Annotated in this window: 11 protein-coding genes and 3 pseudogenes; 8 read left to right on the forward strand and 6 right to left on the reverse strand. The window is 68.2% G+C overall.

The window, feature by feature from the left end; all coding sequences use genetic code 11:
- Nucleotides 1-4 precede the first annotated feature (4 nt).
- A complete protein-coding gene (locus WDLP6_RS22760; RefSeq protein WP_162594185.1) occupies nt 5-472 on the forward strand; it encodes a hypothetical protein in 468 nt (155 codons plus the stop codon).
- A gap of 25 nt (nt 473-497) precedes the next feature.
- On the opposite strand, the gene purH is transcribed toward WDLP6_RS22760, so the two are convergent.
- Genes purH through dusB form a run of 3 tightly spaced genes read right to left on the reverse strand, consistent with a single transcriptional unit; the run spans nt 498 to nt 3,417 of the window.
- Nucleotides 498-2,081 carry a bifunctional phosphoribosylaminoimidazolecarboxamide formyltransferase/IMP cyclohydrolase gene (gene purH, locus WDLP6_RS22765; RefSeq protein WP_162594186.1) on the reverse strand — a complete coding sequence of 528 codons (1,584 nt, stop codon included), beginning with the start codon at nt 2,079-2,081 and terminating at the stop codon, nt 498-500.
- Between the two features lie 5 nt (nt 2,082-2,086).
- Complete coding sequence (locus tag WDLP6_RS22770) at nt 2,087-2,323, reverse strand: Fis family transcriptional regulator (protein ID WP_068683508.1); 237 nt, start codon at nt 2,321-2,323, stop codon at nt 2,087-2,089.
- 32 nt (nt 2,324-2,355) lie between these two features.
- Entirely contained in the window at nt 2,356-3,417 is a 1,062-nt protein-coding gene (gene dusB / locus WDLP6_RS22775) for a tRNA dihydrouridine synthase DusB (RefSeq protein WP_162594187.1), read from the reverse strand.
- 171 nt (nt 3,418-3,588) lie between these two features.
- On the opposite strand from dusB, the gene WDLP6_RS22780 reads away from it, so the two are divergent.
- Nucleotides 3,589-4,059 carry a YqaA family protein gene (locus WDLP6_RS22780; protein ID WP_162569389.1) on the forward strand — a complete coding sequence of 157 codons (471 nt, stop codon included), beginning with the start codon at nt 3,589-3,591 and terminating at the stop codon, nt 4,057-4,059.
- Between the two features lie 13 nt (nt 4,060-4,072).
- Here WDLP6_RS22780 and WDLP6_RS22785 read toward each other — a convergent pair whose 3' ends face one another.
- Entirely contained in the window at nt 4,073-4,747 is a 675-nt protein-coding gene (locus WDLP6_RS22785) for a glutathione S-transferase (RefSeq protein WP_162594188.1), read from the reverse strand.
- A 200-nt stretch (nt 4,748-4,947) separates the two neighbouring features.
- Here WDLP6_RS22785 and WDLP6_RS35170 point away from each other — a divergent pair.
- From WDLP6_RS35170 to WDLP6_RS35185, 3 pseudogenes are all read left to right on the forward strand, one after another.
- A pseudogene (locus WDLP6_RS35170) lies at nt 4,948-5,564 on the forward strand (2Fe-2S iron-sulfur cluster-binding protein).
- 237 nt (nt 5,565-5,801) lie between these two features.
- Nucleotides 5,802-6,242 (forward strand): annotated as a pseudogene (locus WDLP6_RS35520) (FAD binding domain-containing protein); the annotation flags it as partial.
- Nucleotides 6,158-7,644, forward strand: a pseudogene (locus tag WDLP6_RS35185) (xanthine dehydrogenase family protein molybdopterin-binding subunit); the annotation flags it as partial. The pseudogenes WDLP6_RS35520 and WDLP6_RS35185, both read left to right, overlap by 85 nt.
- Nucleotides 7,645-7,725: 81 nt before the next feature.
- Here the strand turns inward: WDLP6_RS35185 and ychF are convergent.
- Together ychF and WDLP6_RS22815 are read right to left on the reverse strand one after the other, a co-directional pair.
- Entirely contained in the window at nt 7,726-8,817 is a 1,092-nt protein-coding gene (gene ychF, locus WDLP6_RS22810; protein ID WP_162594192.1) for a redox-regulated ATPase YchF, read from the reverse strand.
- Nucleotides 8,818-8,876: 59 nt separating this feature from the next.
- Nucleotides 8,877-9,758, reverse strand: a complete 882-nt coding sequence (locus WDLP6_RS22815) for an MOSC domain-containing protein (protein ID WP_162594193.1) — start codon at nt 9,756-9,758, stop codon at nt 8,877-8,879.
- Nucleotides 9,759-9,832: 74 nt separating this feature from the next.
- Here WDLP6_RS22815 and WDLP6_RS22820 point away from each other — a divergent pair, with 74 nt between their 5' ends.
- Genes WDLP6_RS22820 through WDLP6_RS22830 form a run of 3 tightly spaced genes read left to right on the forward strand, consistent with a single transcriptional unit; the run spans nt 9,833 to nt 13,520 of the window.
- Nucleotides 9,833-10,978, forward strand: a complete 1,146-nt coding sequence (locus tag WDLP6_RS22820) for an FAD-dependent monooxygenase (RefSeq protein WP_162594194.1) — start codon at nt 9,833-9,835, stop codon at nt 10,976-10,978.
- A 23-nt stretch (nt 10,979-11,001) separates the two neighbouring features.
- The gene (locus WDLP6_RS22825; RefSeq protein WP_162569395.1) at nt 11,002-11,724 is read left to right on the forward strand and encodes a DsbC family protein; all 723 of its coding nucleotides are present in this window, start codon (nt 11,002-11,004) and stop codon (nt 11,722-11,724) included.
- Nucleotides 11,724-13,520: a M61 family metallopeptidase gene (locus WDLP6_RS22830; protein ID WP_162594195.1), complete on the forward strand. Its 1,797-nt coding sequence runs from the start codon at nt 11,724-11,726 to the stop codon at nt 13,518-13,520. Before WDLP6_RS22825 ends, WDLP6_RS22830 begins: the two co-directional genes overlap by 1 nt.
- The last annotated feature ends 18 nt before the right edge of the window (nt 13,521-13,538 follow it).

Here is a 13,538-nt window from a genome sequence, read left to right on the forward strand (position 1 = left end):
GGTCATGAAGCTTCGACAGCTGCTGCCATGGTTCGGCCTGCTGCCCGGCCTGGCCTTCGCGCAGTTCGATCCCGGTCAGGCCTGGATCAATGCCGGCCTCTATTCCTACCACTTCGACCGCCACCAGGGCCTGGAGGACAGCAACCCCGGCATCGGCATCGAATGGCCGCTCGACTCGACCTATTCGCTGACCGCCGGCGTGTTCCGCAACAGCGACAGGCAGCAATCTCACTACGTCGGGGTCTATGTCATGCCCTTCGAGTTCCACGGCGTGAAGCTGGGCGCGGCGGTCGGCGCCTTCGACGGTTATCCGAAGGCCTTCAACGGCGGCTGGTTCCCGGCGCTGATTCCCACCGCCGCCATCGAAGGCAAGCACTGGGGGCTCAACATCGCCTTCGTGCCCACCATCAAGAACCGGCTCTACGGCGCGCTCAGCTTCCAGCTCAAGTACCGCTTCTCGGCCGGCGAGTGAAGGCCGGCCGGGCGGCCGCGCACGCTCAGTGCCTGAAGTGCCGCACGCCCGTGAGCACCATCACCACGCCGTGCTCGTCGGCGGCATCGATCACTTCCTGATCGCGCATCGAACCGCCGGGCTGGATCACGCAGCGCGCGCCGGCTTCGACCAGCACGTCGAGCCCGTCGCGAAACGGGAAGAAGGCATCGCTCGCCGCTGCGCTGTCCTGCAGCGACAGCCCCGCGTTCTTCGCCTTGATGCTGGCGATGCGCGCCGAATCGACGCGGCTCATCTGCCCCGCGCCGACACCCATCGTCATGCCGTCGGCGCAGAACACGATCGCGTTGCTCTTGACGAACTTCGCGACCTTCCAGGCGAAGAGCAGATCCTCGAGCTGCTGCGGCGTCGGCTGCTTCTTGCTGACCACCTTGAGTTCGCTGCGCGACAGCACGTGGTTGTCGGCGGTCTGCATCAGCAGGCCCGAGCCGATGCGCTTCACGTCGACGGCGTTGCGGCCGTTGTCCCAGTCGGTGGCGCCGCCCGGCGGCAATGCGATCTCGAGGATGCGCACATTGGCCTTCTTGCCTTCCTGGAAGACCTCCAGCGCGCCCGGTGCGAATCCCGGCGCCATGAGGACTTCGACGAACTGCTTGCGGACTGCCTCGGCGGTCGCGCGATCCACCGTCCGGTTGAAGGCGATGATGCCGCCGAAGGCCGAGGTCGGATCGGTCTTCAGGGCCTTGCCGTAGGCCTCGAACACATCCTTGCCGATCGCGACGCCGCATGGGTTGGCGTGCTTGACGATCACGCAGGCCGCGGTGTCGAAGCTCTTCACGCATTCCCACGCCGCATCGGCATCGGCGATGTTGTTGTAGCTGAGCTCCTTGCCTTGCAGTTGCCTGGCCGTCACGAGCGAACCCGGCGCGGGATACAGGTCGCGGTAGAACGCGGCCTGCTGGTGCGGGTTCTCGCCGTAGCGCAGATCCTGCAGCTTGACGAAGCGGCCGTTGGCCTGCGCGGGAAACAGCGCATGGCTGCCGTCTTCCTGGATGCGCGAGAGGTAGTCGCTGATCGCGCCGTCGTACTGGCTGATGCGATTGAAGGCCGCGACGGAAAAAGCGAACTTGGTTTTCTGGCTCAGCGCGCCGTCGGCCTGAAGCTCGGCCAGCGCCTGCGGGTACTGCGCCGCATCGGTCAGCACGCCGACATCCTTCCAGTTCTTCGCGGCGCTGCGCACCATGGCCGGGCCGCCGATGTCGATGTTCTCGATCGCGTCCTCGAGCGTGCAGCCGGCCTTGGCCACCGTGGCTTCGAACGGATAGAGATTGACCACCAGCAGATCGATGGTGTCGATGCCATGCGCCTTCAGTGACGCCATGTGCGCGGGCAGATCGCGCCGCGCCAGCAGGCCGCCGTGCACCTTGGGATGCAGGGTCTTGACGCGGCCGTCGAGCATCTCGGGAAAGCCGGTGTGCTCGGCCACCTCGGTCACCGGCAGGCCGGCGTCGGCCAAGAGCTTCGCGGTGCCTCCGGTCGACAGCAGCCGGATGCCGAGCGCATGCAGCGCCTGGGCGAATTCGAGGATGCCGGTCTTGTCGGAAACGGAGATCAGTGCAATCAGTGCCATGAGGGTTACTTCAATAATTTGTGTTCGACCAGCTTCTTGCGCAGCGTGTTGCGGTTCAAGCCGAGCCATTGCGCGGCCTTGGATTGGTTGCCCTCCGCGCGCGTCATCACGACGTCGAGCAGCGGCTTCTCGACCACCCGCACCAGCATGTCGTACATGCCGTCGGGTTCGGTGCCGCGCAGATCGCGGAAGTAGCTGTCCAGGCTGCTGCGCACGCAGTCCTCGATGTGTTTCTTGCTCATGGCCTTCTTCTTTTTTCCTCTTGTCTTTCTTGTCACGCCAGCGCGTCGGCCGCGAAGAGATCGCTCGATTCGGGCACATCGCCGGTGCCGGTCGGCGGGATGCGATCCATGCGCGCCGCGAGCGCATCGAAGAAATCGCCGACCGCGCGCAGTTGCGCATCGCAGTCCTCGATGGCGTTCATCGCGGCGCGGAATGCCTCGCCGCCGGGCAGTGCGCGCACATACCAGCCGATGTGCTTTCGTGCGGTCCGCACGCCGCTGTAGTCGCCATACAGGGCATAGTGCTGCTGCAGGTGATCGAGCATGAGCCGGCGCACTTCCGCCACCAGCGGCGGCGCGAGTTGCGCGCCCGTGGCGAGAAAGTGCGCGATCTCCCGGAAAATCCAGGGCCGTCCCTGCGCGGCGCGGCCGACCATCAGCGCATCGGCGCCGGTCAGGGCGAGCACCTCGCGCGCCTTTTCGGGTGAGACGATGTCGCCGTTGGCCACCACCGGAATGCGTACCGCGGACTTGACCGCAGCGATGGTGTCGTATTCGGCCTGGCCCTTGTAGCCCTGCTCGCGGGTGCGGCCGTGCACGGTGAGCATCTGCACGCCGGCCTGCTCGAAGCGGCGCGCCAGCGTCACGGCGTTGCGGTGGTCCTCGCTCCAGCCGGTGCGCATCTTGAGCGTGACCGGCACCGCGTGCGGTGCCGCGGCCTGCACCACCGCCTCGACGATCTCGAGCGCCAGCGGCTCGTCGCGCATCAGCGCCGATCCGGCCCACTTGTTGCAGACTTTCTTGGCCGGGCAGCCCATGTTGATGTCGATGATCTGCGCGCCGCGGTCGATGTTGTACTGCGCGGCCTCGGCCATCATGGCCGCATCGGTGCCGGCGATCTGCACCGCGATGGGGCCCGGCTCGCCGTCGTGGTTGGCGCGGCGCGACGTCTTGAGCGTGCCCCAGAGCTCCTTCTTCGACGTGACCATCTCGCTGACCGCGTAGCCCGCGCCGAGTTCGCGGCACAGCATGCGGAAGGGCCGGTCCGTGACGCCCGCCATGGGCGCGACGAACAGGCGGTTCTCCAGCGCGATGGTGCCGATGTGCAGGGTCATGGAGGGAGAGGTGCGCGCGCCGGGCTGCTGAAAAATGAGGCACGATTGTAGCGGTGCCGCGCGCCGGCCGCTGAAACCATTTGCACTTGTGCGGTGGCTTGACAGCCCGCATGCGCGCAGCACCTTCGCCGACGCCGATGGCGCGTGCGCGTTTCCTATACTGGCGCGCACATGCAGGCCTGGTTCGACTCCCTCCTGGCGCTTCTGGCGCTGCCGCAATACGGACTCAGCACGCTGTTCGTGGCCGCTTTCGTCTCCGCCACCCTGGTGCCGATCGGCTCCGAGCCGGCGCTGTTCGGCCTGCTCAAGCTCAACCCGGACCTGTTCTGGCCGGCCCTCGGCGTGGCCACGCTCGGCAACACCCTGGGCGGCGTGGTCGACTGGTGGATGGGCTATGCCGCCCACAAGGTCGCCGACAAGTACGCGCATTCGAAACATCACCTGCGCGTGCTCGGATGGCTGGAGCGGCTCGGCCCGAAGGCCTGCCTGCTGAGCTGGCTGCCGGTCGTCGGCGATCCGCTGTGTGCCGTTGCGGGCTGGCTCAAGCTGGCGTTCTGGCCTTGCGTGATCTACATGGCGATCGGCAAGTTCGCGCGCTACCTCACGATGACGTTGGCGCTGCTCTACCTGTGGCCGCAGTGAAGCGCGCGCGCACTCAGGTCAGCAGGCCGTAGGGCCCGCCGCGCTCGAGCGCCTTCTGGTAGGCGGGCCGGGCATGGATGCGCTCCAGCCACGCCATCAGCTTCGGGCGCTTCGCATCGAGGCCGCCGCGCGCCACGCCGGCCTCGACCGGAAAGCTCATCTGGATGTCCGCGCCGGTGAAGCCATCGCCCGCGAACCATGCGTTCTTGCCCAGTTCGCCTTCCATGAAGTTCAGGTGCTGCGTGATCTGCGGCAGGATGAACGCGCTCTTGGCCTTGCCCGCGATGGCCCTGGCGATCGGCTTGGCGAAGAAGGGCATGCGGGCCTTCTCGATCCGGTCGAACATCAGCTTGAGCAGCAGCGGCGGCATGGCCGAGCCTTCGGCGTAGTGCAGCCAGTAGCGATACCGCACGGCATCCGGCGTGCCCGCGATCGGCGCGAGGCGGCCATTGCCGTAGCGCTCGATCAGCGTCTCGACGATGGCACCCGACTCGGCCAGCGCCTGGCCGTCGTCCGTCACCACCACCGGCGACTTGCCCAGCGGGTGCACGGCGCGCAGCGTGGCCGGCGCGAGCATCGTCTTCGGATCGCGCTGGTAGCGAACGATCTCGTAGGGCAGCGCCAATTCTTCGAGCAGCCAGAGCACGCGTTGCGAGCGCGAATTGTTGAGATGGTGGACGGTGATCATGGTCGCAGTGGGGATGGTGCGCCGCATCGCGCGGCGGAGTCGACTTGCATTTCTACACCGTTATGCGTGCCCGATACGCGATCATGCACATCGGCCTACAGTACGACGGCGCATATACGCAACTTCCACGCCTTTGCGCATTCCCAGCATGACCGGCGGCGAGTGTTCCGACAGCCGCCATCTGCTGGAAGGAAAGAATCATGCGCTCACGTTCCCCCTGCGAGCCCGATCCACCGACCTGGACGGTCACGCGGCGCGGTGTGTTCCAGGCCGGCGCCGCCCTTGCGGCCGTGCAAACCGCAGGCGCCGCGGCGGCCTCCTCCGACGCTTCGACAGCGCCTGCCACGCCGACCGACAACGCCATCGACCTGCCGCCGCCGCACATGCCGCTGCAGTTGCACACCTGACCGGCGCCAAGAAGGGCTGCGACCATGGCCAGTGCGATGCATACACGGTGCTCATCGACGGTCGCCGCACCAATTCGTGCCTGACGCTGGCAGTGATGCACGATGGCCAGCAGATCACGAGCATCGAAGGCCTGTCGCGCAGCGATGCGCTGCATCCGATCCAGCAGGCATTCCTGAAGCACGACGGCTTCCAGTGCGGCTACTGCACACCCGGCCAGATCTGTTCGGCCGCCGGCATGCTCGACGAAGCGAAGCGCGGCATGCCGAGCCACGTGACGCGCGACCTGAACGCCGCCGTCGCGCTCGGCGACGAAGAGATCCGCGAACGCATGAGCGGCAACCTGTGTCGATGCAGCGCCTATCCGAACATCGTCGCCGCCATCCGGGACGTGTCGGGAGTGCGCGCATGAAAGCCTTCACCTACGAGCGCGCGGCGTCGCCTGAAGCCGCGGCCGACGCGCGCGTGCGCCGCGACTCTGCGGTGCTGAGCCGCGCGCTGCCATTACTTCTACGACACCGCCAGGCCGTGCAACAAGCGGCAGCCCGGCGCCGGCTGCGCCGCGCTGCAAGCCTGCAACCGCATCCATGCAGTGCTCGGAACCAGCGCGCAGTGCATCGCCACGCATCCCTCGGACATGGCGGTGGCGATGCGCGTGCTCGATGCCAAGGTGGAGACGGTGCAGCCGAGCGGCGCTCGCCGCGTGATCCCGATCGCCGACTTCCATCGCCTGCCCGGCAACACGCCGCAGGCCGAGACCAACCTGATGCCGGGCGAGCTGATCACCGCCGTCGCGCTGCCCGCACCCGTGGGCGGCCGGCTCAAGGTCATGGGGCAGGCGCCCTATGCCTACGAAGTGCAGGAAGGCGGCCGGCCCGCCTACGGCTTCATCGTCGAAGCGACCATCGCCCACGGCAGCATCGCGGCGATCGACGCCAGCGCCGCCGAACGCGCACCCGGCGTGCTGCTGGTGCTGACCCATCGCAACGCGCCGGCCCAGGGCGCGTGGGGCCCGGTCGACGCCGCGGACCGCTACGGCCGCGCCTCGCCGCAGCTGGGCAGCGACCGCGTGCGCTACTACGGCGAGGCTGTGGCCTTCGTGGTGGCGGAGAGCTTCGAGCAGGCACGCGCCGCGGCGAAGCTGGTCGACGCCGCTACGACGCGCAGCCGGGCGACTATGCGCTGGACACGACCCAGGCCGAGAAGCCCGGGGACAGCGCCACCCGCAAGGCCGACAGCGCACTCGGCGATTTCACCGCGGCCTTCGCATCGGCGCCCGTCACCATCGATGCCACCTGCACCACGCCGCACTACATCCATGCGCAGATGGAGCCGCATGCCACGCGGGCGTATTGGAAGGACGGCGGTGTCATCGTGCACTGCTCCTCGCAACTGCTCAAGAGCGCGCAGAAGGCCGTGGCCGCAACGCTGCAGATCCCGCCCGACAAGGTCCGCATCGTGAGCCGCTACATCGGCGGCGGCTTCGGCGGCAAGCTGCCGATCTACGGCGACGTGATGCTGTCGGCCATGGCGTCGCGCCAGCTGAAGCGCCCGGTCAAGACCGCGCTGACGCGGCAGCAGATGTTCCACTTCACCACGCACCGCAGCGAGACGCGCCAGCGCGTGCGCCTGGGCGCCGCGGCCGACGGCAGGCTCACCGCGATCGCCCACGAGAGCTGGTCGCACAGCGCGCGCTTCGACAACTTCTACGAGGCCGCGAGCCAGCAGACCCGCTCGCTCTACGCCGCGCCCAACCGCATGACGGCGCACCGCACGGTCAAGCTCGATCTGCCGATCTCCGATTCCACGCGCGCACCCGGCGAGGCCGTGGGCATGCTGGCGCTGGAGAGCGCAATGGACGAGCTGGCCGAGAAACTGAAGATGGATCCGATCGCGCTGCGCATCCGCAACGAGCCGGCGATGGACCCGGAAAAGAACATCCCCTGTTCGACCCGCCAGCTGGTGCGATGCATGCAGGAAGGCGCCGAGCGCTTCGGCTGAAGCCGGCGCAGCGCGACCCCGGCCTCACGGCGCGAGGGCCGCTGGATGATCGGCATGGGCATGTCGGCTTCGTCGCGCGGCAACCACCTGCGCGATTCGACATGCTGGGCGTCAAGGCCAATGATGCGATCCTCGCGGCGGGCCGCATCCTCAACCAGAAGACCGCGATCAGCCAGGCCACCGGCGCGATGATCTGGGGCGCCAGCAATGCGCTGCACGAGGAAGCAGCGGTCGATCCGCGCTACGGCTGCTTCGTCAACCACGATCTGGCCGAATACCACGTGGCCTCGCATGCCGACATCCCGGCCGCCGAAGCGCACTTCCTGCCGGAGGTGGACGACAAGACCAATCCGCTGAAGATCAAGGGCGTCGGCGAGCTCGGCATCTGCGGCGCCGGCGCCGCGGTGGCAAATGCGGTCTACAACGCGTGCGGGGTGCGGATACGGGACTTTCCGTTGACGCTGGACAAGGTGCTGGCGGGGTTGGACCGGGCGTAACGCCGCACCAATCCGACGCCCAATTACACCCATTTCGCCGCGGCCTGCGTCAGGCCGGCGAAGGCCCACCGAGGCTCAGGAACTGAACAGGAAATTCATCACATCGCCATCCCTGACGACGTACTCCTTGCCCTCGGCCCGCATCTTCCCCGCGTCCTTCGCGCCCTGCTCGCCCTTGAACGCGACGAAGTCGTTGAAGGCGATGGTCTGCGCGCGGATGTAGCCCTTCTCGAAGTCGGTGTGGATCACGCCCGCGGCCTGCGGGCCGGTGTCGCCGATGTGGATGGTCCAGGCGCGCACTTCCTTCACGCCGGCCGTGAAGTAGGTCTGCAGGCCGAGCAGCGAATAGGCGGCGCGGATCAGGCGGTTGAGGCCGGGCTCGTCCTGCCCGATCTCGGCCAGGAACATCGTGCGGTCCTCGTCGTCCATGTCGGCCAGTTCGGCCTCGATCTTGGCGCAGATGGCGACCACGGGTGCGTTCTGCGCCGCGGCGTATTCGCGCAGGCGGTCGAGGAAGGGATTGTTCTCGAAGCCGTCTTCCGCGACGTTGCCGACGAACATCGCGGGCTTGGCGGTGATCAGCGAGAACTGCTTGATCAGCGGCCGGTCTTCCTTGCTGAATTCGATCGCGCGCACCGGCTTGTTCTCGTTCAGCGCGGCATGGCATTTCTCGAGCAGGGCCACCAGCTTGATCGCTTCCTTGTCGCCCGAACGCGCAGTCTTGGTGTGGCGGTGCAGCGCCTTCTCGACCGTCGACAGGTCGGCCAGGCAGAGCTCGGTCTGGATCACCTCGATGTCGGAGATCGGGTCGACCTTGCCGGCCACGTGGATCACGTTGTCGTCCTCGAAGCAGCGCACCACGTTCACGATCGCGTCGGTCTCGCGGATGTGCGCGAGGAACTGGTTGCCCAGGCCTTCGCCCTGGCTGGCGCCAGCCACCAGGCCCGCGATGTCGACGAACTCGACGATGGCCGGCACGATGCGCTCGGGCTTCACGATGTCGGCCAGCTGCGCGAGCCGCGGATCGGGCACCTCGACCACGCCGACATTGGGCTCGATGGTGCAGAACGGATAGTTCTCGGCCGCGATGCCGGCCTTGGTCAAGGCGTTGAAAAGGGTGGACTTGCCGACGTTGGGCAGGCCGACGATGCCGCACTGGAGACTCATGGCGGGTGCTTTCAGGGATGCTGGGGGGAAGCCGGGATTTTAGGCGCCTGATCCTGCGCTCATTCGAAACGCAGGTTGGCGCCGACCGGCTGGCCCACGCGCAGCGCATGCTCCACGCCCTGCAGCACGATCGCATTCATGCCGAAGGTGATCGCGCCGTCGACGCGCGGATCGGCGCGGTAGGTGCGCAGCATGTCGCCGACCTCGGGCGTACTCAGCGCGGTGGCCGGGTCGATGTCGGGGATCGGGCAGCGCGCGCAGGGCTTGACCGGGCGCAGCGTGGCCTCGCCTTCCGCGGTGCTGATGTGCAGCGTCTCGACGCGGTCCTCGTCGTGCGCCTCGATGCCCGCGAGCACCACGTTGGGCCGGAAGCGCTCGATGCCGACCGCGCCATGGCCGGCCGCGGCCAGCTTCGCGTTGAGTTCGGCCATCGATCCCTCACTGGCCACCAGGATCGGAAAACCATCGGCGAACTGGTTCGGCGCCTCGACCTCGCCGGTCCATTGGCGGCTCGACAGGCGCTGCTGCTCGGGATCGAAGCGCACCATGCGCAGCTGGCGCGGGCGGCCGGGCTCAGAGAGAAAGTCGCTGAACCACTGCGCCGCGATGTCGCCCATGTCGTAGGCCTTCACATGGTCCTTCCACACGCGCACGCGCACCGGCTTCTCGACGCGGTCGAAAGCCACGTGCAGCGCCAGCATGCCCGGCGCGCGCAGCACCATCTCGTAGTGCTTGAGCTGTGGCCGGATCAGCACCATGCGCGGCAGCTCGCGCTGGGTGACGAATTCGCCGTCGGCATCGACCACCATCCAGGCGCGGTCGAACTCCAGTCCGGTTTCGATCAGGAGCGCCTCGTCCAGCTCGACGCCGGCACAGGACTTGACCGGGTAGACGAACAGGCGCGCGATGGTGGCTTGGAGGTCGAAGGCGGGAGCGTTCACGGGGAGTTCCTTTGGCTGGAACAGGGATTCTCCCGCACCCGGCCGGCGCGCGAGGCAACTCCTACAATGCCGCGATGGCCCTTCCCCCCGAGGTTTGCATTCGCGGCGCCGGCATTGTCGGCCGCGCACTGGCGCTCTTGCTGGCGCGCGAAAGAGTGCGCGTGGCGCTGGTCGCGCCGGCCGCCGCGCCCGCCGCGCAGGACGTGCGTGCCTACGCCCTCAACGCGGCATCGAAGAACCTGCTCGAATCGCTGCGCGCGTGGCCCGACGCCACGCATGCCACGCCGGTGCGCGAAATGCAGGTGCATGGCGACGAAGGCGGCCGCGTGCAGTTCAGTGCAGCGCGCCAGAAGGTCGAGGCGCTGGCCTGGATCGTCGACGTGCCGGCGCTCGAGCAGCAGTTGGCCGATGCGGTGCGCTTCCAGCCGCGCATCGAGGTCGTCGCCGACCCCATGCCCGCGGGGCTGACCGTGGTCTGCGAAGGCCGCGCGAGCGCCACCCGCGAGGCGCTCGGTGTGCGCTACGAGATCACCCGCTATCCGCAGCACGCGATCGCGGCGCGGCTCGAAGCCGAGCGGCCGCACGACGGCATCGCGCGCCAGTGGTTCGACGAGCGCGGCGAGGTGCTGGCGCTGCTGCCGCTGGGCGATGCGGGCGGCGTGTCGGACCGGCACGGTGCCTTCGACCGTTCGCTGGCGCTGGTCTGGTCGGTCGACCAGCTGCGCGCGCCAGAGTTGCTGGCCCAGAGCGCCGACGAATTCGGCGCCAGCCTGCGCGCCGCCAGCCACGATGCGCTGGGCGCGCTCACGCTGACCAGCGAACGCGCAGCCTGGCCCCTGCAACGCGCGATCGCCGAACGCTGGACCGGCCAGTTCGCCGACGGCCGCAGCTGGGCGCTGGCCGGCGACGCCGCGCACACGGTGCATCCGCTGGCGGGCCAGGGCCTGAACCTCGGGCTGGCCGACGTGGCCGCGCTGTCGAACATCATCAAGGACCGGGACTACTGGCGCAGCGTGGGCGACGCCCGGCTGCTGCGCCGCTACGAACGCGCGCGCCGCACCGACGTGCTGTCGATGAGCCTGGCCACCGACGGCCTGCAGCAGCTCTTCGCCCACAGCGCCGACCCGCTGCCGGCGCTGCGCAACTGGGGCATGCGCGGCTTCGACCGGACACGGCTCGTCAAGCACTGGATCGCGCGCCAGGCCATGGGCCTGCAATGACTTCCGGCAACAGGAACCTCCTCATGAAAAAACTCGTCCGTCCTCTTTTCGCCGCCGTGGCCTTCGGCTGCGTCCTCGCGAGCGCCATGGCCGGCGAAGCCGAGATCCGCAAGAACCTGGCGGCGCGCATTCCGCAGTTCGCCAAGATCGACGAGGTCACCAAGGCACCGATGCCCGGCCTCTACGAGGTGCGCCTCAACGGCTTCGAGATCTACTACACCGACGAGCAGGGCAACTACCTGCTGCAGGGCAACCTGATCGACGTCAAGGCGCGCAAGAACCTGACCGAGGAGCGGGTCGAGAAGCTCAGCGAGGTCGCCTTCGACAAGCTGCCGATGCAGGACGCCTTCAAGATCGTGCGCGGCAACGGCAAGCGCCGCCTGGCCGTGTTCGAGGATCCCAACTGCGGCTACTGCAAGCAGTTCGAGCGCGAGATGAAGAGCGTCGACAACGTCACGGTCTACCTCTTCCTGTACCCGGTGCTCGGTCCCGATTCGACGGTCAAGGCGCGCGACATCTGGTGCAGCAAGGACAAGGCCAAGACCTGGAACGACTGGATGGCGACCCAGGTCAAGCCCGCGAGCGCGGGCCCCGGCTGCGACGTGGCGGCACTGCAGCGCAATCTCGAATTCGGCCGCAAGTACAACATCAGCGGCACGCCGACGCTGATCTTCAGCGACGGCACCCGCGCGCCGGGGGCGATTCCCGCCGCCGAAGTCGAAAAGCAACTCGCCGCGCTCAACTGATGGCGGCGCCGGCCATCCGCTTCCGCGTCGAATGCGCGGACCGCCACGCGCACCTGTTCGCCGTCACCCTCACCATCGATGCGCCTGCGGCGCTGCAGCGGGTCTCGCTGCCGGTGTGGATTCCGGGCAGCTACATGGTGCGCGAGTTCGCGAAGAACCTGCAGCAGCTGCAGGCGGCGCAAGGCCGGCGCAAGCTGGCCGCGCGGCAGATCGACAAGCACAGCTGGCAGATCGACTGCGCGCCGGGCAAGCCGCTGGTCCTGCGCTACCGGGTCTGCGCCTACGACAACTCGGTGCGCACCGCGTGGCTGGACGCCCATCGCGGATTCTTCAACGGCACCAGCCTGTGCCTGCGTGTCGAAGGCCAGACGGACGCACCGCATGCGCTCGAACTCCCGGCGCCGCCTTCGGCCGCCGGCGACGGTGCGCGCTGGTCCTGTGCCACCGCGCTGCGGCCGTCGAAGGTCGATCGCCATGGCTTCGGCAGCTACGTTGCCGCCGACTACGACGAGCTGGCCGACAGCCCGGTCGAGATGGGCACGTTCTGGAGCGCGAGCTTCGAGGCCTGCGGCGTGCCGCACCGCTTCGTGGTCGCCGGCGCGCCCGCTTCCTTCGACGGCGACAAGCTGATCGCCGACACGCGCGCGATCTGCGAGGCACAGATGCGCTTCTGGCATGGCGACAAGGTCGGCAAGCGCGGCGGGCCGCGGCCGCCGCATGACCGCTACGTGTTCATGCTCAACGCCGTGGACGACGGCTACGGCGGACTCGAGCACCGGCACTCGACGGCGCTCATCTGCACCCGGCGCGACCTGCCGCAACGTGGCGCCATGAAGCAGCCCGAGGGCTACACCACGCTGATGGGATTGATCAGCCACGAGTACTTCCACACCTGGAACGTGAAGCGGCTGCGGCCTGCAGAGTTCGCGCGCTACGACTATGCCGAAGAGAACTACACGCAGCTGCTGTGGCTGTTCGAGGGCTTCACCAGCTACTACGACGACCTGCTGCTGCGCCGTGCCGGCCGCATCGACGACGCGGCCTACCTGCGGCTCGTCAACAAGACCATCAACCAAGTGATGCAGACGCCGGGCCGGCGCGTGCAATCGGTGGCCGAGGCGAGCTTCGACGCCTGGGTCAAGTACTACCGCCAGGACGAGCAGACCGCCAACGGCACGGTGAGCTACTACACCAAGGGCGCGCTGGTGGCGATGTGCTTCGACCTCACGCTGCGCAGCGAAGGCAAGGGCACGCTCGACGACGTGATGCGGCTGCTCTGGAAGAAGAGCGGCGGCGGGCCCGTCGCCGAAGCCGATTTCGCCGAAGCGATCGAAGCGGTCGGCGGCCGGTCGTTCGCCAGGGAGATCGCCGACTGGGTGCACTCGACCGCCGAGCTGCCGCTGTCCGAGCTGCTGCGTGCGCACGGCGTCGTGCCGCTCGACGATCCGGCGCAGCGCGCGCAGGAACTCGGCCTGCGCGTGACCGAGACCGGCGGCAGCGTGCAGGTCAAGGTCGTGTTGCGCGGCGGCGCGGCCGAACAGGCCGGCTTCTCGGCCCACGACGAATGGCTCGGCATCGAGCTGCCGGCGGCCAAGGGCCATCCCGCGCAGGGCTGGCGGATCGCCAAGCTCGACGACCTCGCGCTCTACCTCGGCCCGCAGAAGAAGATGACCGCGATCGTCGCGCGCGACCGGCGGCTGCTGCGCCTGCCGCTCGTGTTGCCCACCGGCGTGACCACCTGGCGCCTGATGGCGCAGGATGCAGCCAGACTGGCCGCCTGGCTCAGCCCGTCCTGACCGGCCCCTCACACTGTT

The organism is Variovorax sp. PBL-E5 (genome assembly GCF_901827185.1).
Lineage (GTDB): Bacteria > Pseudomonadota > Gammaproteobacteria > Burkholderiales > Burkholderiaceae_C > Variovorax.

Excerpts from the sequence above, each read along its gene's own strand:
- WDLP6_RS22760 (WP_162594185.1), top strand. The coding sequence starts at position 5 with ATGAAGCTTCGACAGCTGCTGCCATGGTTCGGCCTGCTGCCCGGCCTG.
- purH (WP_162594186.1), bottom strand. The coding sequence starts at position 2,081 with ATGGCACTGATTGCACTGATCTCCGTTTCCGACAAGACCGGCATCCTC.
- WDLP6_RS22770 (WP_068683508.1), bottom strand. The coding sequence starts at position 2,323 with ATGAGCAAGAAACACATCGAGGACTGCGTGCGCAGCAGCCTGGACAGC.
- dusB (WP_162594187.1), bottom strand. The coding sequence starts at position 3,417 with ATGACCCTGCACATCGGCACCATCGCGCTGGAGAACCGCCTGTTCGTC.
- WDLP6_RS22780 (WP_162569389.1), top strand. The coding sequence starts at position 3,589 with ATGCAGGCCTGGTTCGACTCCCTCCTGGCGCTTCTGGCGCTGCCGCAA.
- WDLP6_RS22785 (WP_162594188.1), bottom strand. The coding sequence starts at position 4,747 with ATGATCACCGTCCACCATCTCAACAATTCGCGCTCGCAACGCGTGCTC.
- ychF (WP_162594192.1), bottom strand. The coding sequence starts at position 8,817 with ATGAGTCTCCAGTGCGGCATCGTCGGCCTGCCCAACGTCGGCAAGTCC.
- WDLP6_RS22820 (WP_162594194.1), top strand. The coding sequence starts at position 9,833 with ATGGCCCTTCCCCCCGAGGTTTGCATTCGCGGCGCCGGCATTGTCGGC.
- WDLP6_RS22825 (WP_162569395.1), top strand. The coding sequence starts at position 11,002 with ATGAAAAAACTCGTCCGTCCTCTTTTCGCCGCCGTGGCCTTCGGCTGC.
- WDLP6_RS22830 (WP_162594195.1), top strand. The coding sequence starts at position 11,724 with ATGGCGGCGCCGGCCATCCGCTTCCGCGTCGAATGCGCGGACCGCCAC.